20 protein-coding genes and 1 pseudogene are annotated in these 19677 nt (G+C 59.5%); 12 read left to right on the top strand and 9 right to left on the bottom strand.

Going from position 1 to position 19677, the window contains the following annotated elements; all coding sequences use genetic code 11:
• Positions 1 to 3 precede the first annotated feature (3 nt).
• The 6 genes from ACOYW1_RS20725 to ACOYW1_RS20700 all read left to right on the top strand — a co-directional run bounded on the left by ACOYW1_RS20725 (position 4) and on the right by ACOYW1_RS20700 (position 4506).
• Positions 4 to 831: an ABC transporter permease gene (locus ACOYW1_RS20725; RefSeq protein ID WP_482419554.1), complete on the top strand. Its 828-nt coding sequence runs from the start codon at positions 4 to 6 to the stop codon at positions 829 to 831.
• Between the two features lie 12 nt (positions 832 to 843).
• The gene (locus ACOYW1_RS20720) at positions 844 to 1266 is read left to right on the top strand and encodes an ATP-binding cassette domain-containing protein (RefSeq protein WP_482419553.1); all 423 of its coding nucleotides are present in this window, start codon (positions 844 to 846) and stop codon (positions 1264 to 1266) included.
• Positions 1263 to 2051: an ABC transporter ATP-binding protein gene (locus ACOYW1_RS20715; RefSeq protein WP_482419552.1), complete on the top strand. Its 789-nt coding sequence runs from the start codon at positions 1263 to 1265 to the stop codon at positions 2049 to 2051. Before ACOYW1_RS20720 ends, ACOYW1_RS20715 begins: the two co-directional genes overlap by 4 nt.
• Complete coding sequence (locus ACOYW1_RS20710) at positions 2033 to 2473, top strand: ATP-binding cassette domain-containing protein (RefSeq protein ID WP_482419551.1); 441 nt, start codon at positions 2033 to 2035, stop codon at positions 2471 to 2473. The genes ACOYW1_RS20715 and ACOYW1_RS20710 overlap by 19 nt, the downstream gene beginning before the upstream one ends.
• 471 nt (positions 2474 to 2944) lie before the next feature.
• Positions 2945 to 3145, top strand: a complete 201-nt coding sequence (locus ACOYW1_RS20705) for a twin-arginine translocation signal domain-containing protein (protein WP_482419550.1) — start codon at positions 2945 to 2947, stop codon at positions 3143 to 3145.
• Positions 3142 to 4506, top strand: coding sequence for an ABC transporter substrate-binding protein (locus ACOYW1_RS20700; protein WP_482419549.1), 1365 nt, complete (start codon positions 3142 to 3144; stop codon positions 4504 to 4506). The genes ACOYW1_RS20705 and ACOYW1_RS20700 overlap by 4 nt, the downstream gene beginning before the upstream one ends.
• Here ACOYW1_RS20700 and ACOYW1_RS20695 read toward each other — a convergent pair.
• The 4 genes from ACOYW1_RS20695 to ACOYW1_RS20680 all read right to left on the bottom strand — a co-directional run bounded on the left by ACOYW1_RS20695 (position 4496) and on the right by ACOYW1_RS20680 (position 8090).
• A complete protein-coding gene (locus ACOYW1_RS20695) occupies positions 4496 to 5863 on the bottom strand; it encodes a methyl-accepting chemotaxis protein (protein WP_482419548.1) in 1368 nt (455 codons plus the stop codon). The genes ACOYW1_RS20700 and ACOYW1_RS20695 overlap by 11 nt on opposite strands.
• Positions 5823 to 6398 (bottom strand): hypothetical protein, encoded by a 576-nt coding sequence (locus ACOYW1_RS20690; RefSeq protein WP_482419547.1) that lies wholly within the window; start codon positions 6396 to 6398, stop codon positions 5823 to 5825. The genes ACOYW1_RS20695 and ACOYW1_RS20690 overlap by 41 nt, the downstream gene beginning before the upstream one ends.
• A 539-nt stretch (positions 6399 to 6937) precedes the next feature.
• Positions 6938 to 7540: a hypothetical protein gene (locus tag ACOYW1_RS20685; RefSeq protein WP_482419546.1), complete on the bottom strand. Its 603-nt coding sequence runs from the start codon at positions 7538 to 7540 to the stop codon at positions 6938 to 6940.
• A gap of 160 nt (positions 7541 to 7700) precedes the next feature.
• Entirely contained in the window at positions 7701 to 8090 is a 390-nt protein-coding gene (locus ACOYW1_RS20680; protein ID WP_482419545.1) for a hypothetical protein, read from the bottom strand.
• A 421-nt stretch (positions 8091 to 8511) separates the two neighbouring features.
• Here ACOYW1_RS20680 and ACOYW1_RS20675 point away from each other — a divergent pair, with 421 nt between their 5' ends.
• Positions 8512 to 9063, top strand: a complete 552-nt coding sequence (locus tag ACOYW1_RS20675; protein ID WP_482419544.1) for an REP-associated tyrosine transposase — start codon at positions 8512 to 8514, stop codon at positions 9061 to 9063.
• A 173-nt stretch (positions 9064 to 9236) separates the two neighbouring features.
• Here the strand turns inward: ACOYW1_RS20675 and rbsK are convergent, their stop codons facing one another.
• From rbsK to rbsD, 5 genes are all read right to left on the bottom strand, one after another.
• Positions 9237 to 10163, bottom strand: coding sequence for a ribokinase (gene rbsK / locus ACOYW1_RS20670; RefSeq protein WP_482419543.1), 927 nt, complete (start codon positions 10161 to 10163; stop codon positions 9237 to 9239).
• A 327-nt stretch (positions 10164 to 10490) separates the two neighbouring features.
• The gene (rbsB, locus tag ACOYW1_RS20665; protein WP_482419542.1) at positions 10491 to 11369 is read right to left on the bottom strand and encodes a ribose ABC transporter substrate-binding protein RbsB; all 879 of its coding nucleotides are present in this window, start codon (positions 11367 to 11369) and stop codon (positions 10491 to 10493) included.
• 15 nt (positions 11370 to 11384) lie between these two features.
• Positions 11385 to 12353, bottom strand: a complete 969-nt coding sequence (gene rbsC / locus ACOYW1_RS20660) for a ribose ABC transporter permease (RefSeq protein WP_482419541.1) — start codon at positions 12351 to 12353, stop codon at positions 11385 to 11387.
• Positions 12350 to 13855, bottom strand: coding sequence for a ribose ABC transporter ATP-binding protein RbsA (gene rbsA, locus ACOYW1_RS20655; protein WP_482419540.1), 1506 nt, complete (start codon positions 13853 to 13855; stop codon positions 12350 to 12352). Before rbsA ends, rbsC begins: the two co-directional genes overlap by 4 nt.
• 253 nt (positions 13856 to 14108) lie before the next feature.
• On the bottom strand, positions 14109 to 14468 hold the full coding sequence (rbsD, locus tag ACOYW1_RS20650; RefSeq protein ID WP_482423784.1) for a D-ribose pyranase: 360 nt from the start codon (positions 14466 to 14468) through the stop codon (positions 14109 to 14111).
• A 1074-nt stretch (positions 14469 to 15542) separates the two neighbouring features.
• Between rbsD and ACOYW1_RS20645 the strand changes: the two genes are divergently transcribed.
• The 5 genes and pseudogenes from ACOYW1_RS20645 to ACOYW1_RS20625 all read left to right on the top strand — a co-directional run bounded on the left by ACOYW1_RS20645 (position 15543) and on the right by ACOYW1_RS20625 (position 19607).
• Positions 15543 to 16154, top strand: coding sequence for a (2Fe-2S) ferredoxin domain-containing protein (locus ACOYW1_RS20645; protein WP_482419539.1), 612 nt, complete (start codon positions 15543 to 15545; stop codon positions 16152 to 16154).
• The gene (locus ACOYW1_RS20640; RefSeq protein WP_482419538.1) at positions 16036 to 16506 is read left to right on the top strand and encodes a (2Fe-2S) ferredoxin domain-containing protein; all 471 of its coding nucleotides are present in this window, start codon (positions 16036 to 16038) and stop codon (positions 16504 to 16506) included. Before ACOYW1_RS20645 ends, ACOYW1_RS20640 begins: the two co-directional genes overlap by 119 nt.
• Positions 16484 to 16966, top strand: a pseudogene (locus ACOYW1_RS20635) (NADH-quinone oxidoreductase subunit F); the annotation flags it as partial. The gene ACOYW1_RS20640 and the pseudogene ACOYW1_RS20635, both read left to right, overlap by 23 nt.
• Positions 16967 to 17117: 151 nt before the next feature.
• Complete coding sequence (locus ACOYW1_RS20630) at positions 17118 to 17825, top strand: NADH-ubiquinone oxidoreductase-F iron-sulfur binding region domain-containing protein (protein WP_482419537.1); 708 nt, start codon at positions 17118 to 17120, stop codon at positions 17823 to 17825.
• Positions 17826 to 17837: 12 nt separating this feature from the next.
• Positions 17838 to 19607: an NADH-dependent [FeFe] hydrogenase, group A6 gene (locus tag ACOYW1_RS20625; RefSeq protein WP_482417609.1), complete on the top strand. Its 1770-nt coding sequence runs from the start codon at positions 17838 to 17840 to the stop codon at positions 19605 to 19607.
• The last annotated feature ends 70 nt before the right edge of the window (positions 19608 to 19677 follow it).

Below are 19677 nucleotides of genomic sequence, written 5' to 3'. Positions count from 1 at the left end.
GATATGAAACGGATTTTGAATACATTAAAGAGCATGCCGCCGAGTGCCCTGTTCGGGGTGGTGGTCATCGCGCTGAATCTTTTTGTCTTTCTGGTGGGGCCTTATGTGGCCCCTTACGGGGAGACGGAGGTGGTGGGGGATGTGTGGCTCTCCATGGGGCCCGGCCATCTCCTGGGGACGGACCATATCGGTCGGGACATGCTGACGCGCCTGATCTACGGTGCGAGAAACACCATCGGCATCGCCCTTCTGATCACTGTCATTGCCTTTGTCTCCGGCACGTTTCTGGGCCTTGCCGCCGCCACCTTGAAAGGGTGGGTGGACCAGGTTCTGGGGCGACTCGTGGATATCGTCATGGCTTTTCCTCCCCTTATTTTCGCTCTTATGGTGCTGTCTGTCATGGGCACTTCGGTGACCGTGCTGGTGGTGGTCCTCTCCCTGCTGGACTGCACCCGGGTGTTTCGCCTGGCCCGGGCCGTTGCCATGGACGTGGAGGTGATGCCCTATGTGGAGGCCGCCCGCCTGCGCGGCGAAGGGCTCTGGTGGGTCATGCGCCGGGAGATCCTGCCCAACACCCTGCCGCCCCTCATTGCCGAGTTCGGCATGCGGTTCTGCTTTGTGTTTCTATTTATAAGCGCCTTGAGTTTCCTGGGCCTTGGCTTTCAGCCACCGGCTGCGGACTGGGGGAGCATGGTACGGGAAAACGCCGGGGCCATCACCTTCGGGATCCCCGTGGCCCTCTGGCCCGCTTCGGTGATCGCCGTCCTGACCATCGGGGTGAACCTGGTGGTGGACTGGTTTCTCAACAGGCAGGGCAAATCAGCGCAGTAAAGGAGACAACGCATGGCAACACAGAAGAAAGAGAAGAAAAACGGTCTGCTCACCATGACCGATATCCATATTTCAGGGGGCCAGGGGGAGCGCCGGGAGGAGATCATCCACGGCATCGACCTCACCCTCAAACGGGGGGAGGTGCTCGGGCTCATCGGCGAGTCCGGGGCGGGAAAATCCACCCTGGGCCTGGCGGCCATGGGGTACATCCGCTCCGGGTGCGAAGTGACGAAAGGCTCCATCGTCTTTGACGGCATGGACCTCATGGCCATGTCTCCGTCTAAGCGGAGAAAACTCTGGGGGCCCCGTATTGCTTATGTGGCCCAGAGTTCCGTAGCTTCCTTTAACCCGGCCACAACCCACTCCGTCAGTTCACCGAGGTGCCCCTCCAGCATGGTATCGCAGGAAAATCCCGGGCCGAGGAGAAGGCGGTGAAGCTCTACGATCGCCTCAACCTCCCCCAGCCGGACCAGATCGGGCACCGGTATCCCCACCAGGTCTCCGGGGGCCAGCTCCAGCGGGCCATGGTGGCCATGGCCATGGCCGCAGACCCGGACATCATCATCTTTGACGAGCCCACCACAGCCCTGGACGTCACCACCCAGATCGAGGTACTGGCCGCCATTCGGGACGTGATCCGCGATAAGAACACGGCCGCCATCTACATCAGCCACGACCTGGCAGTGGTGGCCCAGATGGCGGACCGGATCATGGTACTTAAAGATGGGAACCTCGTGGAGGAGGGGGAGGCCGAAGTCCTTCTGGACGACCCCAAAGAGAGTTACACCCGAGATCTCATTTCCGTGCGTCTGGACAAAGGAAAAAATCGAAAAGGAAAGAAGGCAGGTGAGACGCTCTTGAAGGTTGACGGCATCACCGCCGGGTACAAAAAAGGGGAGCGGGTACTCAAGGAGATTTCCCTTCACGTGGAGCGGCAAAAAACCGTGGCCGTGGTGGGGGAGTCGGGCAGCGGCAAGAGCACCCTGGCCCGGGTCATCACCGGCCTTTTGCCCCCGTCCAAGGGGCGGATCCGGTTCGGGGGCGACCTGCTCAAGCCCAAAACAGCCCAACGGGACCGGGAGACCTTACGGCGTCTCCAGATGATCTACCAGATGCCCGATGTGGCCTTAAACCCGCGCCAGACACTCCTTGAAATCATCCTCATGCCCTTGTCTTCTATTTCGGTATGGACAAAGAGGCGGTGCGGGACCGCGTCTTAGAGTTGCTTTCCATGGTGGAGCTTCCCGAGGCCTACCTGCAACGCTATCCTTCCGAGCTTTCGGGCGGGGAAAAACAGCGGGTCTGCATCGCCCGGGCCCTGGCGGCCGAGCCCGATCTCATCATCTGCGACGAGGTGACCTCGGCCCTGGACCAGCTCGTGGCCGAATCGGTGCTGAATCTCCTTCGGCGCCTGCAAAAGGAGCTTGGCGTCGCTTACCTGTTCATCACCCACGACCTCAACACCGTGAAAGCCATCGCCGACGAGGTGGTTGTGATGCTCAAAGGTCGCATCGTGGAGCAGGGCCCGCGGGCTGACGTCCTCAGCCCGCCCCACCATGCCTACACAGAAAAACTTCTTGCTTCCGTGCCGGAGATGGACACCGACTGGCTGGATAACTACCTCGAAGGGAGCGTGGCTTAGGGCAAAATAAACGTAACTATTCAGCCTGCCTCCGGTGGCTGCAGAAATATTTTAGGGCATAGCCCTTATCACAAACGATGGTTCGATACGCATGAACGCGGATTCGGCCTGAATCGTTTTCTTGGTACCGTTTTTGCCCGCAACCTAACCGGGTGTCGGGCATGTGAGGCAGGCGGTGCTTGCGCACCGCCGAAGGACCGCAACGGTTATGTAAAGCCATATCCGGGGTGACCAGAAGGAAGGCAAAGAGACTTTGGGCTTTGCAGTAAACGGGCGCAGGCGCACTACGGGATATCACATCACACGCTGTGAAGGTCCTTCCGGCTGTCTGAGGCAGATTGAGCTGAACCGTTACCTTTACTCATGTTTCAGGCGTTGGCTTTCGGCAACGCCGTCAACCCCGGTGCGATACGCACCGGAGAAAGGAATCTGTAAAGACGTATGCATGCATTAAAGGAGTTGGAAACACAGTTGGAGAAAGGGCGCATCTCGCGCCGAGAGTTCATGCGACGCGCAGCGACACTGGGGCTTGCCCTGGCCGTTGCTCCGTCCATCTTTCCCCTGGGGGCCCAGGCCGCACAGGGACCCACGCGGGGCGGTCGCCTGCGCGTGGGCATGGGGGGCGCCTCCACCACGGATACGCTTTCACCCGCGGTGATCACACGGACATGATGACCCAGACCCTTGTCTATGGTCAATTGGGCAACAGCCTCATGGAGATCGACAACGAAGGGCGTGCCGTTCCCGAGCTCGCCGAGAGCTATGAAGCCTCAGCCGATGCCGCCACCTGGGTGTTCCGCCTGCGCAAAGGGGTGACCTTCCACAACGGCAAGACCATGACCGCCGATGACGTAATCCACTCCATCAACCTGCATCGGGGCGAGAAGAGCACCTCAGCGGCCAAGGCCATTGTGAAGCCCATTAAGAAGATCGTCAAAGAGGATGCCTACACCGTGCGCATGGAGCTTGCCTCCCCCAACGCCGATTTCCCCTACATCCTCACGGACTACCACCTGGTCATCGTCCCCGAAGGCCACGACGGCACCGACGGGATCTTCACCGGCGTGTATCGCCTCAAGGCCTTTGAACCCGGGGTCCGCAGCCTCACCGTGCGAAATGCCGATTACTTCCGGGACGACAGGGGCTGGTTCGACGAAGTGGAGACCCTTGCCATCAACGACATCAACGCACGCACCAACGCCCTGAAAACCGGTCAGGTGGATCTGATCAACCGGTGCGAGCTCAAGACCCTTCGCTTCCTGGAGCGCACGCCCGGCCTTCAGCTCATCAAGCAGACTGGCTACAGGCACTACACCTTTGCCATGCACACGGACGCGGCGCCCTATGCCGACAACAACGTACGCATGGCCCTGAAGCACGCCGTGGATCGTGAGCAACTGGTAAAGACCGTGTTCCGCGGGTACGCCGTGGTGGGCAACGACCACCCCATCAGTACCGGCAACCGCTACCACGCAGGGGACCTGCCCCAGCGGGTGTACGATCCGGACAAGGCAAAACACTACCTGAAAAAAGCGGGGATGGACAACCTGAAGGTGGGCCTTCACGTTGCCGATGCCGCTTTTCCCGGTGCCGTGGATGCCGGGGTTCTCTTCAAAGAGAGCGCGGCAAAGGCAGGCATCGACCTGAACGTGGTGCGTGAGCCCAATGACGGCTACTGGAGCAATGTCTGGCTCAAGAAGCCCTTTTGCGCCGTTTTTTGGGGCGGGCGTGTCACTGAGGACATGATGTTCTCCACCGCCTATGCCGACAACGCCGCCTGGAACGACACCAACTGGAAGCACAAGCGGTTCAACGAACTCCTGGTGTCGGCAAGGGGCGAACTCGACGAGGCCAGGCGAAAGCAGCAGTACGGAGAAATGCAGCGTCTGGTCAGGGACGAAGGCGGGGTCATTATTCCGGTCTTCGGCATGGACATTGCCGCTGCAAGCAGCAAGCTCGGGCTCAACAAGCCGGCGGTGAACTGGGAGCTGGACGGGTTCCGATGTGCACAGCGTTGGTGGTTTAAGGCGTAATGATGTGCCGTCTATGGTCAATGTTTCTGGAAAAAGCATGCCTCCGGCGGCCCTGCCGGGGGCCAAACTTTTGAAAAGTTTGACAAACAGGTCTTAAAAAAATCATTCCAGGCTTCGCCGAAAGACATTCGTTATTTTTGCAGCCCGCCCTTTGTTTTGATCGCCCCGAAGGGCGATCAAAACAAAGGGCGGGTGTATTTGGAAAGTTTTTTGCGGAGCTTTTTTTCAAAAAAGCGACCCGCCGGAGGCAAACTGAATAGTTACCGTTTTTTATATGCTGATGTGGGCGATCCAGGCGAGTGCCGATGTCCGCCAGGGTATCGGCGTTCCGTCCCACGGAGACGGCGGTTTGAAGGATATCCCGGGAGGCTCCGTCGATTTCCGAGATATCCCCTGCGATCTCCTGGGCGGCGATGGTGCCTTCGGCCAGGTTGCCGTTGACTCCCTCAATGCGTCCGGAGGTTCGGGCCAGGCGCCCCACAACCTCCCGGGTGGCGGTGGACTGCTGGTCCACGGCTGTGGCGATGTCGGAGATGATGGTGTCGATGTCGTGGATAATCTGAGCGATGTCTTCGATGCCCTCTGCCGTGATCCGGGTGGTTTTCTGCATGCCCGTAAGGTGATCGTGGATGCCCAGGGTGGCTTCGGCGGTCTGTTTGGACAGGGCTTTGATTTCATTGGCCACCACGGCAAACCCTTTGCCCGCGGCACCGGCCCTGGATGCTTCGATGGTGGCGTTTAAGGCCAGAAGATTGGTCTGATTGGATATTTCGGTGATGGTTTCGGCCACGTGGCTGATGTCCGTTGCCGATTGGGTGAGTTCCCGGATCCTTGAGGAAGAGGATCCGGCCTGGCGGCAGACGGCGTGTTCTGAAATGGAGCTCGCTTTTTTTGTTTTGGCGGCGATGTTGTCCATTGCAGCCTGCATCTCTTCGGTGGCCCCAGCCACCCGTGTGAGGTTGGCCGTGGCCTCTTCGGAGGCCGTGACGATGGCGCTTAAGGTGGCGCTCATCTGGGCCCCTGCCGCAGCAACGGTGCCGGAGCGGTTGGCGGTGCTTTCGGCGCTGCGAGTCATGATACCGGAGATGGCGTCCAAATTGGCCGAGGCAGAGACCAGAGCGTCTGTCTCCCTGGACACCTCCCCGACAATGGCGTGGATGTTGCCCACAAAGACGTTGAACCAGTGGGCCAGCTTGCCGATCTCATCCCGGTTTTTCACGGGGAGGCGGACGGTGAGGTTGCCGTCCTTTGAGGCGATGTCTTCCAGGGCCCCGGAGAGCACCCGCACCGGCTGCACCAGTTTTTTGATGAGAACGCTACCCAAAAGCACCAGGCTGGAGATGACCACAATTCCCACGGCCAGGTTCAAGCATGATAAGCGTGATAAGGGTTTGTTTTCTGTTTTTTTCCTGTGCTGCGATATTGCCTGTGATCGTCTGGCAGGACCGTGCATGGGCGACCATGACCGGCTCCAGCTCGGTTTTTCGCATCTGGTAATCCGGGGTGCCGTAAAGGGTTGTCAAATGGCGGAAATCGGTGATGTAGGCATGAATCTCCCCTGTGGCCCGGGCAAGGGAGTTCCCGGTACACCGCGGCACCGTGCGGCCTGCAAGTCCCACAACGTCCGGTGGTCTTTGCAGTGGGCTTCCATTTCCCAGGGAGTTTCTTGTGTCCTTGCCATGGGCTTTGAACCCGCGAAGTTGAAAGTTTTTTTCCTGCCGCCTGCACTCCAGGATGCGGGTGTTCATTCCCTCCAGGAGTCCCAGGGTTTGATCGATGGCAACGATCCCACCCATGGCCAGGTTGGAATGGATGCAGATAATGGAAACGCCCACCGTTATACCGATGAGCAGGACGACCGCTTTTTGCCTGATGGTAAGCTGCTTTGGCATGTGTATCTCCCCCATGGTCAATCATCATTTCGTTCAAGTCTTACGACTGACCAGTGAGCAAGTTGCATACCAAGGGCGGGCATGTCCTGTGCGGAGGGAAGTGACGTGAAATAAGGGGCTAATCGAGGCGTAGGGCATGTGGTCTGGGTGACTGCGGGATTTGTCTGTCAGGAGGATTGGCAGGGTGTAAAGATGAGCGGCACAGCTGTTGGAAAAACGCCGGGTGCAACTTATGAACTCATGTGATGGGCCTTACCCCGGGGAAGGAAGGGTGAGGCCAGAGCCAAGCTGGGGCATCAGGCTTACCGGAGGCCGTGAGGTTAAATCGCCAATGGGCAAGTAGCGACAACGTATCCTGTTTCTTCGAAGCGTGTGAGCCAGCCCGCACAAACCATCAGCGTTTCTGTCGGGCGAAGCCCGGGCCGAAGGCCCTTGCGCTTTGGCCCGAGGAACGAGGGACTAAACGCAAGGGCAATCAGCTTTCGATGTGTTTTCGCTATCGTGGCTTCGCCACCCTCGCCGCCGGAGGCAGGGTATTCTTAAATCCAGCCCAGGCCCCCGAAGACGGCTGCGCAGGCAAAGTCAAAGGCAAGGATGGAGGAGACCACCTTGACGCGCTGCCGGTCGGTTTCCATGTCGTGGACCCAGAAGGAGACGACGAAGAAGGGGAGGTAGCCGATGAGGAAGATAAAAATGGGAAACTTGATGCTCCACCAGGCCCAGTCCCAGGTAAGGGCTCCGATGGCGTTGAGCACGCATTCCACCACCACGCAGGCCGTGGTGAAGAGGATGATGTAGAAGGAGCGGTTGGGGACTCCCAGGATTTTTTTGTCCTTGTCGGCGGGAAGGCTCTTGACCGCGGCCACGCCCATGACCATGAACATAAAGAGAATCTCGATGTTCCAGCCGATGAGGATGATGTAGCTGGAGTCGGCCGGGGCTCCCCACACCGGTGCGTATCCGGTGAAGTGAAAGACCAGGGCGTTCCAGAGTTCGTTAAAGAAATCCATTCCGATGAAGGCAAGGCCCGCCAGGACCACCTTCCAGTTTTCCTTGCCCATCTCCACGGAGTAGACATAGATCACGAGAAGAAGGATCGGAATAAAGATTGCAGTTGAAATGAGGAATCTGCTGGGCGGCAAGCCCCTGCTGAGCGGCCGGTCATAGGCTGGTCCTCCTTTGGTTTACTTCGTTATGTGAGAATGGGTGTAAGATATTCCATGGTTATCGGTGTTCAGGGTTGGGTGTCAATAAAAAAAATGAACAAAATGATAAAATGTTCATTTTTTCGTGCTTTTGGTTTCAGTCTTTTGTCATGCGAAGCAGGGTCCACTCCACGTGATGGGCGTCCTTGATGTCCACCGGGACCTTGCCCTTGAGGGTGGCCTTGAAGGCCTTTTTTTTCATGGGAGGGATGGTGCATCGAACCTTGGCGGTGCCCAGGGGCTCACCAAAGACGTTGCAGAACGAGACCTCGGCGGTGAGAGAAATCTTCTGTCGGGTGGTGTTTTCAATAACCCCTGATGCCTTGGACCGGTAGGTTGTTGCTCCAGAAGGCGGTGGGGTGAGGGCCAGGCGGTCGTAAGCCAGGTCCCGGTTGATGGTGCCCCGGGTAAAAAAAGCTGCGGCAGGGGACGCATGGATCAGGCCGATGACAAGGCAGAGGGCCAGAACAGACAGGGCGCGTTTCATGGTGTCTCCTTTGATGTCGAAGGGGGATGTTGTCAAAAAAGGGGGGGATTGGGGGGGAATGTGTTGTGATGAAAGAGGTAACATGAAGCGTGGCGTTGGGCAAGGGAATGAGGTGAATGGTAGGGTGCGCTTGCGCACCGCCGAATGGCCGAATCGGCCATGGAAGCCGATGAGTGTGCAAGCCCCTTGATCCCCATGGAGATGGTGAAGGGTGCCGGTTTACCGGCCAATGGTGCGCAAGCACACCATATATGCCTCGTGTGAAGCTGATCGTTGTTGATAAATAATGTTATGGTGTATGAAATAAGATTGCTCAACGTTTAAGATGGTTATTGAAGCTTTGTTGGTTCTGTTTTTTCGGAGTCCCTGAGAAGGGAGCAAAAGAAAATAGACGAATCGTTGAGAGACAAAGGGGGGAGGAATGCCAAATTATCGACGCGAGAAGATTGCTGACGCCACACTTTTTTTCACCGTGGTCACCCACATGCGTCGGCCGATTTTGTGTGAGGAACCTGTCCGGACGGCTTTGAGGGAAGGGATCGAGAGGGTGAGGACTGTTTCTCCGTTTACCATCGACGCGTGGGTGCTTCTTCCCGACCATTTGCATTGCATCTGGACCCTGCCGATGGGAGACGGGGATTTCAGCCTCCGGTGGGCAAAGATCAAGCAGCATGTGACGGCTTCTTGCGAAACCTGTTTTTATCGGGATGAGATGATGTCCGAATCGCGGTCGCGCCGGGGTGAAGGAACGATCTGGCAACGGCGGTTCTGGGAGCATCGGATCCGCGACGACCGTGATTTTGAAACGCACATGGATTATATCCATTACAACCCGGTGAAGCATGGCCTGGTCGAGGTGGTTTCGAAGTGGCCGTGGTCGACTTATCATCGGTACGTTGCACAAGGGGTGTACCCCCATGATTGGGGTGGGGCCGATATGCCACATGCAGGAGATTTCGGGGAATCGGGGTAGCGTGACCGACGGCGTGGTGGGTAGGGTGCGCTTACGCACCGCCGAAGCGGTCATAAAAGCCGATGAGCGTGTTGGCCTTTTCTGCCTTGAAAGCATGGCAAAGGGGTAGGTTTCCCGGGCATGGTGCGCAAGCACACCCTACATGTGCCGCGTGGCCGACGGCTGGGTGGTAACTACCTTTGCTTTCGGAGAAAATCCTCGGCCTCCTTCCGCGTGGGAATAGAGGTCTGGGCGCCCATGCGCATTACTGAGAGGGCGGCTGCGGCGTGGGCAAAGGTGACGGCTTCGGCGAGTCGCTCGTCCCGTTGCAGGGCCGCCATGAGGGCGCCGTTGAAGGTGTCCCCGGCGGCGGTGGTGTCCACGGGGGTGACGCGGAATCCGGGGACCACGGCACCCCTGCCCTTGGCACTCACAAAGGCGCCTTTGGAGCCTAAGGTGATGATGGCCGTGTCCACCCCCATGTCGTGGAGGCAGGCGGCGGCTTCCATGGCGCTGGCGGCGTCGTGGATGGTGATGCCGGTGAGGGAAGCGGCCTCGGTTTCGTTAGGTGTGATCATGGTAAGGTGTTTTAGGAGCTCTTTGGGAAGGGGGCGGGCCGGGGCCGGGTTCAGGGCCACGGGTACCCCTGCTTTTTTTGCCTCTTTCGCAGCCATGATCACCGTCTCAATGGGGGTTTCCAGTTGCATGAGAAGGGCCGAGGCCCTTCGGATGAGCCCCAGGTGCGGGGCCAGGCGCTCAGGCGTCAGGCAGGCGTTGGCCTCGGGCGAGATGCCGATGCAGTTTTCCCCGCTTTCCGCCACAAAGATCATGGCCATGCCCGTGGGTATGGCTTCCTCGGTCATCACCCCCTGGATGTCCATGCCCTTGGCCTGAAAGGCATCCCTCATGCGACGTCCAAAGTCGTCTTCCCCCACACAGGCGATAAAGGCGGTCCTCGCCCCGAGCCGCACGGCTGCCACTGCCTGGTTCGCCCCTTTGCCCCCGGGCACCACCCGATACCCGTGGCCCGTAACCGTCTCCCCGGGCCGGGGAAGCTTCTTTACCTGCAATATATGGTCGGCGTTGACACTGCCCAATACAACCAACGGCTTATCTCTCATCCCATATCTCTCCCACGTATTGAACTTAAAAGTTGGCTTTCTATCGGTTAACGTCGGCTCAAAAAGCCAGCCTCCGGCGGCCAGGTGGGGGCACCTGGAAACCCTGTGGCGAATGCATGGAGGCAGACATCATGCGAAGGCTTTCGGGGTATTCGCGTGGTGTGTGACATGTGGCAAACGTTTTTGCCGGAGAGGCCCATTTCATTCTCCTGAAAGCCCAGTGAAGAACACGGGGATTCGTTCCCAAGTCATTCACAAAACCTGTTTGTCAAACTTTTCAAAAGTTTGGCCCCCGGCAGGGCCGCCGGAGGCCTGCTTTTGTTTTTTTTACTCCGTAATGACCTTCAACGGCACGGGAATATACGGATCCACGGCGTTGCCCTTGAGGACGCCGACAGCGGTTTCCACGCCCAGGGCGCCGATGAGGGCGGGTTGCTGGGCGATGGTGGCGGCCATGTCGCCGCGCTGGACGGCTTTGATGCCGTCGTCGGTGCCGTCAAAGCCCACGACCAGGGCTTTTTTATTGGCTGCCTGGAGGGCGCGGATGGCGCCCAGGGCCATTTCATCGTTTTGGGCGAAGACGGCCTGGACATCGCCGTGGGCGGCCAGGAGGTTCTCCATGACGTTGAGGCCTTTGGTGCGGTCGAAGTCAGCGGGCTGGCTGGCGATGATGTTCAAGCCGTTGGCCTTGGCGGATGTGAGGAATCCTTTGCCCCGGTCCCGGGCGGCGGAGGTGCCTGCCAGGCCTTCGAGCTGGATTACCTTTGCCCCTTTGCCCAGTCTGGCTGCGATGAAGTCACCTGCCATGGCGCCTCCCTGGACGTTGTCCGAGGCGATGTGGCTGGACACCTTGCCCCGGCTGGCGCCCCGGTCAAGGGTGAGGACAGGGATCTTGGTCCTGTTGATCATGCGGATGGCGTTGGAGACCGCATCGGAGTCCGTGGGGTTGATGAGGATGGCCTTGACGCCCCGGACCGAGAGGTCTTCCACGTTGGCCAGCTCTTTGCTGGGGTCGTTCTGGGAATCCAGCACGATGAGGGAGACGCCCAGCTCGGCGGCTTTTTTCTCTGCCCCGTCTTTCATGGTGACGAAAAACGGGTTGTTGAGGGTGGAGACCACCAGGGCCAGGGTGTCTTTGGCCATGGCCGGGGCAGAGATCCCCAGCACCACGATAAGGGCTGTGAGCAAACCGGTTGTTTTTTTCATGATCGAACTCCTTGGTCATGATGTTTTACTGCGGGTATCCACCAGCACGGCCAGGAGGATCACCACGGCTTTGGCGATCATCTGGTAGTAGGAGGAGACATCCAGCAGGTTGAGGGCGTTGTTGAGGAACCCGATGATCAGGGCGCCGATGAGGGTTCCCATGATGGTGCCTTTGCCTCCCATGAGGCTGGTGCCGCCCAGGACCACGGCGGCGATGGCGTCCAGCTCGTAGCCTGCCCCTGCGGTGGGTTGTGCAGATGAGAGGCGGGAGGTGATGATGAGCCCTGCCAGGGCGGCGAGGAAGCCGCAGATGGCGTAGACCGTGATTTTGACGCGGTCCGTGTTGATGCCGGAGAGGCGCGTGGCTTCTTCGTTTCCGCCCAGGGCGTAGATGTAGCGGCCCAGGCGTGTGTGGTTGAGGAGGTACCAGGCCAGGCCGAAGGTGGTGGCCATGATCCAGACGGGAACCGGGATGCCTAAAAGGTAGCCGGTGCCGATGACGGCAAAGGCGTCGGCGGTGTCTGTAAAGCCAGTGGAGATGGGGCGTCCGTCGGTGTAGACGAGGGTGAGGCCCCGGACCAGGGTCATGGCCACGAGGGTGGCGATGAAGGCCTGGACCCGGCCTTTGGCGATGATGATGCCGCTGACGGCCCCCACGGCAAGGGCGGCCGCCACGCAGAGGGCCACGGGAAGTTCCATGGCGATGAGGCTTGCCCCCACGGCCCCTGACAGGGCCAGGATGGAGCCCACGGACAGGTCGATGCCGGCGGTGAGGATAACCAGGGTCATGCCCACGGCCATGATGGCGTTGACGGCGGTCTGGCGCAGGATGTTGAGGAGATTTGCCAGGGTAAAGAAGTTGGGGCTTAAAAAGGAGACGATGATGATCATCACCAGCAGGGCGATGAGGGATTTCTGTTCGATGATCCGGTCCTTCAGGGTCGGTCGCCCGCCCGTCGGGGGCTTTGATTCGTTGGGGGTCATGGGGCGTCGGTCTCCATGCGGCCCACGGCGCAGGCCATGATGTGTTCCTGGGTGGCGTCTTCCGCGCTGAATTCGCCGGTGACGCGGCCCTGGTGCATCACGATGATGCGATCACTCATGCCGAGGATTTCGGGCATCTCCGAGGAGATGAGGAGGATGCTCATTCCCTTCTCTTTAAAGGTGTTGATGAGTTGATAGATCTCTTTTTTTGCGCCCACGTCCACGCCCCGGGTGGGCTCGTCCAGGATGAGCACTTTGGGGCGCGTCATGAGGCCTTTGGCGATGGCCACCTTCTGCTGGTTGCCGCCGGAGAGGTTGCCCACGGCCTGGTTCCGGCTCGGGGTTTTGACGGCAAAGCTATAGATGAAGTCGTCCACGGCCCGGCGCTCTTCGTCGTGGTCGAGGTTTCCCATGGGGGTGCTGAAGGTCTGGAGGGCGGCCAGGGTCATGTTCTCTTTGACGCTGAGCATGGCCACCAGGCCGTCGGCCTTGCGGTCTTCACTGATGTAGGCGATGCCCGCATCAATGGCGTCTTTGGGGCTTTTGATCTCAAGGGGCGCGCCAAAGAGGCGCACGGCGCCCCGGGTGACGGGGTTGGCACCGATGACGGCCCGCATGAGCTCGGTGCGGCCCGAGCCCATGAGCCCGGCCACCCCCAGGATTTCGCCGCGTTTTACGGAAAAAGTGGCTCCGTTGACCCCATGGGCTGCAAGGTCGGTGACCGTCAGGCTTGTTTCCTGTGGGGTTGTGTGGACCCTGGGGTACTGCTCGTCTAAGCGGCGGCCCACCATCATCTCGATGAGGGACTCTTCGTTAATGTCCGACACGGGGCGCTCTGCGATGAATTTTCCGTCCCGGAGCACGGTGACGTCGTCGCAGATTGCGAAAATTTCGGCCAGGCGGTGGGAGATGTAGACGATGCCCCGGCCTCCGGCCTTGAGTTCTTCGATGACGGCAAAGAGGGCCTCGGTCTCCGTGTCGGTGAGGGCGTCGGTGGGTTCGTCCATGATGATGACCCTGGACTCAAAGGAGAGGGCCTTGGCGATCTCCACCATCTGCTGGGCCCCGATGCCCAGGGTACCCAGGCGGGTTTTGGCGTTGTGGGGCACCCCGAGTTTTGCCAGGAGGCGGTCTGCCTCGGCGAACATCTCGCGCCAGAGAATCCGGCCGAAACGGGATGTTTTTTCCCTTCCCAGAAAGATGTTTTCCGCGATGGTGAGTTCCGGCAGGAGGTTGAGTTCCTGGTGGATGATGCCGATGCCCGCTTCCTGGGAGTGCCTGGGGCCGGGGAAGCAGACCTCTTTGCCGTCGTAGGTGATCGTCCCGGCCTCGGCCCGGTAGATGCCGGTGAGCACCTTCATGAGGGTGGATTTTCCCGCGCCGTTTTCCCCCACCAGGGCCATGACGCGGCCGGGGGTGACGGTGAGGTTCACGCCGTCCAGGGCCTTGACGCCGGGAAAGCTCTTTTCGATGCCCGAAAGGTGCAGGATGGGTTGGGGCATGGGATCGCTCCAAACATGTCATCGGGTTGAACACATGGGATACACCTGGCCTTCGTGTGGGAACACCGGGATCAGGGTATGGGAGCAAGGGGGGGGATGCGTATCGGGTCAGGCGTCAATTACAGTATGATTTGAGCATACCACATTTCGGCTTGTTTTAAAGGAACGCAAGCCCCGGGTACCGTCCGCTGCTGCGGATCCGAGACAAGGTCACCGGGGCTTGCGTCAAGGACTGTGGCCTGTTCCGTTGATTTTAAAATCGGACCCCGGCCTTGAGGATCACGTTGGCGTACGGGGTAAACTCGCCGGTGCGCACCACGGCCCGGCACCGTTTGGTGGCAAGCTTGAAGGCCTCGTGGCGAACGGCAAGGATGGGGATTTCCCTGCCCTGGGCCTCTTCTTCCTCTTTGAGGAGGGCCATAAAGGCGTCGTGGAGCTCCGGGCTTTTTTCGGGGAACTCTTCGGCCATCTCCACCGAGTCCAGGGTCATTTCCGAGAGCACGGCCTTGACGGTGTCGATGAACGAGGGGATGCCGCGGCTTAAGGCCAGGTCGATGCGCCGGGTCTCGGCGGGGATGGGCAGCCCTGCGTCGCAGACACAGAGTCCGTCCAGGTGTCCGATGATTTCGCCTTATGGCGCTGGCGAGTTCCGAGTTGATGAGTGTGCCTTTTTTCATGAAAAAAATCCCAGTCTATTCCGTTTTATGTCTGCGTCTGTGCCTTTGTCGGGGGTATTGATCCTCAAAAAAGGCACCGGGCGATTTTGCCATGGCGGGCGAAGCCTGACCCGGTGCCCGCAGGGCCTTTACGATGATTGCAACAACGCCCTGATCACTGATTTTAGTTCAATGTATCAGACAGGGAACCTTTTGCGCAAACGGTTCCCTGTGTACCTGCTTCTGGAGGGCGATGGGATGCCTTGCGTTTTCTCGCTTCGATTTTCCTTACACACGATTTGAGATCTCCTTTTCAACAAAGGGGGATACCGGCTGGAGCCATGACATTTTTCCATTGATCCCTGTGCTGTCACCCGGTGGGGTGTCCGATGCGTTCGTAAACAATTTTCACGGCCCGGATTGGTTTCGCAGAGCATCATATGGCGGGGCTTTTTTGGGCCGGAATGTTGCAAACCGAAAAGGTTTGGTTCCTCTTTGTGAGCGGTGCGGGGTTTCTTGTCAACCATCGGTGATCAGAAGGGAAAATAGCATCGGCGTTTTTGTGGGGTGGATGTTCATATTCGAAAATTAAGGCAATGTAAAGTGTTTTTCATTTATCTATGGCATCAGCGGAATTTATCGGGTTTGCCCTTGACTAATGGCCTGATTTTTACATTGATGGTTCTTCGTCGGAATCTATGGTGGTGATAACACATCGCTTTTCAGTAAGTAATCGCATTTGCTTTTGCTGTTGGGTGAAGTGAGTAAAAAAAGGAAAACGTCGTTTCGGGTTTTTGTCAGGCACACTCTCATCCCGCAGCATGTTCCACAGGCTTGCCCCGTGCCGGGGGGACCTCCCGGTTTCTCCCGCTTTGTCGACGTATGCCCTTCCCACGGGCGCACATGCGCCCCCTTTCGCTCAGTTCGCCCCGTCACCCTGTATTTTCGGCTTGTTTGCATTCCCATTATCCAAAAACGTTAGTTTGATTTGCACCGGCTGTTCGGCCAGACGCAATGACCGGAGGGTAGTCATGACAAAGATCAAGTCCCTGGATGATTTACGGAAAATGAAAGAGAAGCTCCAGTCCAGTGTCCATTTAAGGGAGAACGGAGAGCGCTGCGACCAGTTGGTCCAGATTCGGGTTGCCATGGCAACCTGCGGGATCGCAGCGGGAGGCAAGGAGGTCTACGGGGCCCTGTTGGACCAGCTGGATCGCCGCAACATCGAAGCGGTGGTCACCCAGACCGGGTGCATGGGGTACTGCTACGCCGAGCCCACCATCGAGGTGACGCTTCCCGGAAGCGATCCCGTTGTCTTCGGCGAAGTAACCACGGAGAAAGCCGCCGAGATCGTGGACCGCTATGTGGCCAACGGCGAACTCCTGCCGGGCATCATCCCTGTGAATTACGAAGTGGTGGACAAGCAGCGGATGCCGGGGCCACCAAAGGGATTGCCCGCATGGCGCCGGATCGGCGCGAGCCGGTTTTCCCGGTCCTTGAAATACATGAAGGAGCACACACGAGATGGGACGATACAAAACGCACATTCTGGTCTGCGCCGGTACCGGTTGCCGGGCTTCGGAAAGCGATCTGATTTTTCAAAAACTCGACCAGGGCATCAAGAAACGCAATCTCCAGCGTGATGTCCAGGTGGTGAAGACTGGGTGCTTCGGCTTCTGCGAGAAGGGCCCCATCGTCAAATTCATGCCTGACAACACGTTCTATGTGGAGGTCAGCCCCTCAGACGCCGACATCCTCATCGAGGAGCACGTGGTCAAGGGGCGCCGGGTGGAGCGGCTTCTCTACACCGACCCCAAGAGCGGGGATCGTATTTCCGATTCCAAGCACATGGGTTTTTACCGCAAGCAGATCCGTATTGCCCTGCGCAACAGCGGGTTCATCGACCCCGAAGTATCGCAACCAGAACATCGCCCGGGACGGCTACCAGGCCCTGGGCAAGGCCCTTTTGGAGATGAGCCCGGACAAGGTCATTGAAGAGGTGAAATCTTCGGGCCTGCGCGGCAGGGGCGGCGGCGGTTTCCCCACGGGGCTGAAGTGGCAGTACGCACGGGCCGCCGAAGGGGACGAAAAGTTTGTGGTCTGCAACGCCGACGAAGGGGACCCCGGGGCGTTCATGGACCGCTCCATTCTGGAGGGCGACCCCCACTCGGTGCTGGAGGCCATGGCCATCTGCGGCTATGCCATGGGCGCCGAGACCGGCCTGATCTACATTCGCGCCGAGTATCCCCTGGCCATCCAGCGGCTCCTCATTGCCATTGAGCAGGCGCGAGAGCTGGGCCTTCTGGGCAGGGACATCATGGGCAGCGGGTTCAACTTCGACATTGAGCTGAAGTACGGTGCAGGCGCCTTTGTCTGCGGCGAGGAGACCGCCTTGATCCACTCCATGGAGGGCCACCGCGGCGAGCCCACGGTGAAGCCTCCCTTTCCTGCGGAGTCCGGCTACTACGGCAAGCCCACCAACGTGAACAACGTGGAGACCCTGGCCAACATCCCGGTGATCATCACCCGCGGGGCGGACTGGTTCTCCTCCATCGGCACGGAGAACTCCAAGGGCACCAAGGTGTTTGCCCGGAGGAGACCGGAACGTGGGCCTCATCGAGGTACCCATGGGCACCACCCTGCGGGAGGTGATCTACGACATCGGCGGCGGCATCTCCAGCGGCAAGAAGTTCAAGGCGGTGCAGACCGGCGGGCCCTCCGGCGGCTGTCTCACCGAAGAGCACCTGGACGTGCCCATCGACTACGACAACCTCGTGGCCAACGGCTCCATGATGGGCTCGGGCGGGATGATCATCATGGACGAGGACGACTGCATGGTCTCCATCGCCAAGTTCTATCTCGACTTTACCGTGGAGGAGTCCTGCGGCAAGTGCACCCCCTGCCGCATCGGCAACAAGCGTCTCTACGAGACCCTGGAGAAGATCACCGAGGGCAAGGGCACCCTGGACGACCTGGTGAAGCTCCGGGAGCTGGGGGAAGCCATCAAGGACACGGCCCTCTGCGGCCTGGGCCAGACTTCGCCCAACCCGGTCCTCTCCACCCTGGACAACTTTTACGATGAGTACCTGGCCCACGTCACCGACCACACCTGCCCGGCCGGGCAGTGCAAGGCCCTGGTGACCTTCGCCATCGACCACGACAAGTGCGTGGGCTGTACCCTGTGTGCACGGAAGTGCCCGGTGAATGCCGTGGAAGGGGTGCGCAAGCAGCCCCATACCATCGACAGCTTCCACTGCATCAAGTGCGGGGTCTGCTACGAAAACTGTAAATTCGGTGCCATCACCAAAAGCTAAGGACGAAAAACCATGGAATCCATCAAACTGACCATAGACGATCAACCCGTTGAGGTGCCCGAAGGGACCACCGTCCTCGAGGCGGCCAGGGAGCAGGGCATCACCGTACCGGCCCTGTGCCATATGGATCTTTCCGGCATTGGTTTTCACAGCAGCAACGCCTCCTGCAGGCTCTGCGTGGTGGAGGTGGAGGGGCGCCGCAACCTGGCTCCCGCCTGCACCACCCTGGCTGCCCCCGGCATGGTGGTGAAGACCCGTACCCAGAGGGTCTTGAACGCCCGCCGCATCAACCTGGAGCTGATCCTCTCCGACCACCCCAAAGACTGTCTGAGCTGCTCCAAAGCGGGCTGCTGCGAGCTCCAGGACCTGGCCCAGACCTTCGGCATCCGCGAGATCTCCTACGAAGGGGAGATGTCCCACCACGTGAAGGACACTTCGTCCCCTGCCATCGTGCGGGACCCGGACAAGTGCGTCATGTGCCGCAGGTGTGAAAACGTCTGCCGCGAGGTCCAGGGCGTGGGCGTTTTAACGGCCGTGAACCGCGGTTTTGAGTCCGTTGTCGTCACGGCCTTTGACCAGAACCTGGACGTCACCAAGTGCACCTACTGCGGCCAGTGCGTGGCCGTGTGCCCCACGGGCGCCCTCTCCGAAAAGGACGAGACCGCCTCCGTGCTTCGCGCCATTGCCGACCCGGACAAGACCGTGGTGGTCCAGGTGGCCCCTGCGGTGCGCACCGCCCTGGGGGAAGAGTTCGGCATGGCCCCGGGCACCCTGGTGACGGGCAAGATGGCAGCGGCCCTGAGACGCCTGGAGTTCGACTACGTCTTTGACACCGATTTTGCCGCCGACCTCACCATCATGGAAGAGGCCTCCGAGCTTCTGGACCGCCTCACCCGCCACCTGGCAGGGGACACTTCGGTGAAGCTTCCCATTGTCACATCCTGCTGTCCGGCCTGGGTAAACCATCTGGAAAAACGATTCCCGGACCTTCTGGATTACCCCTCCACGGCCCGGTCCCCCATGCAGATGTTCGGCTCCATTGCCAAGAGCTACCTGGCTGAGAAGATCGGCGTGAAGCGCCAGGACATGGTGGTGGTCTCGGTGATGCCCTGTGTGGCCAAGAAGGCCGAGTGCGCCCGGGAGGAGTTTGCCGTGGACGGCAACCGTGATGTGGACATCACCCTCACCACCCGTGAGCTGGCCTCCCTCATCAAGCGGGCCAACATCGATTTCCATCGCCTGGAAGACGACGACTTCGACTCTCCCCTGGGCGAGTCCACCGGCGCGGCCGTGATCTTCGGCACCACCGGCGGGGTCATCGAGGCCGCGGCCCGTACCGCCTACGAATTCCACACCGGGGAGACCCTGGAAAACGTGGATTTCACTGCCCTGCGAGGGGTTGACGGCATCCGGTCTGCCACCGTGGATTTTGCCGGTATCGATATCAAGATCGGCATCGCCCACGGCCTGGCCAACGCCCGCGTCCTCATGGAGGAGATCCGCAAAGGGACCTCCCCGTACCACGCCATCGAGGTGATGGCCTGTCCCGGGGGATGCATCGGCGGCGGCGGCCAGCCCTTTCACCAGGGTGACGAGTCGGTGCTCCGCGCCCGCCAGCAGGCCCTGTACACCGAAGACGAGGCCAAGGTGATCCGAAAATCCCATGAGAACCCCCATATCAAGAAGCTCTACGAAGAGTACCTGGGCGAACCTCTGGGAGAAAAGCCCCACAAACTGCTCCACACCCATTACGTGGACAGAAGCGGCAGGAAAACCAAGTAGGATTCGATTGAACGGAAAAAGCGCCGGGCAAGGTTTCGGCGCCCATCCTAACGATCTCATGATACAGGAA

It is taken from the genome of Desulfoluna sp. CYM3A (assembly GCF_056829965.1).
The sequence above is the reverse complement of the archived record's forward strand: the minus strand, read 5'-3'. Positions and strand labels throughout refer to the sequence as shown.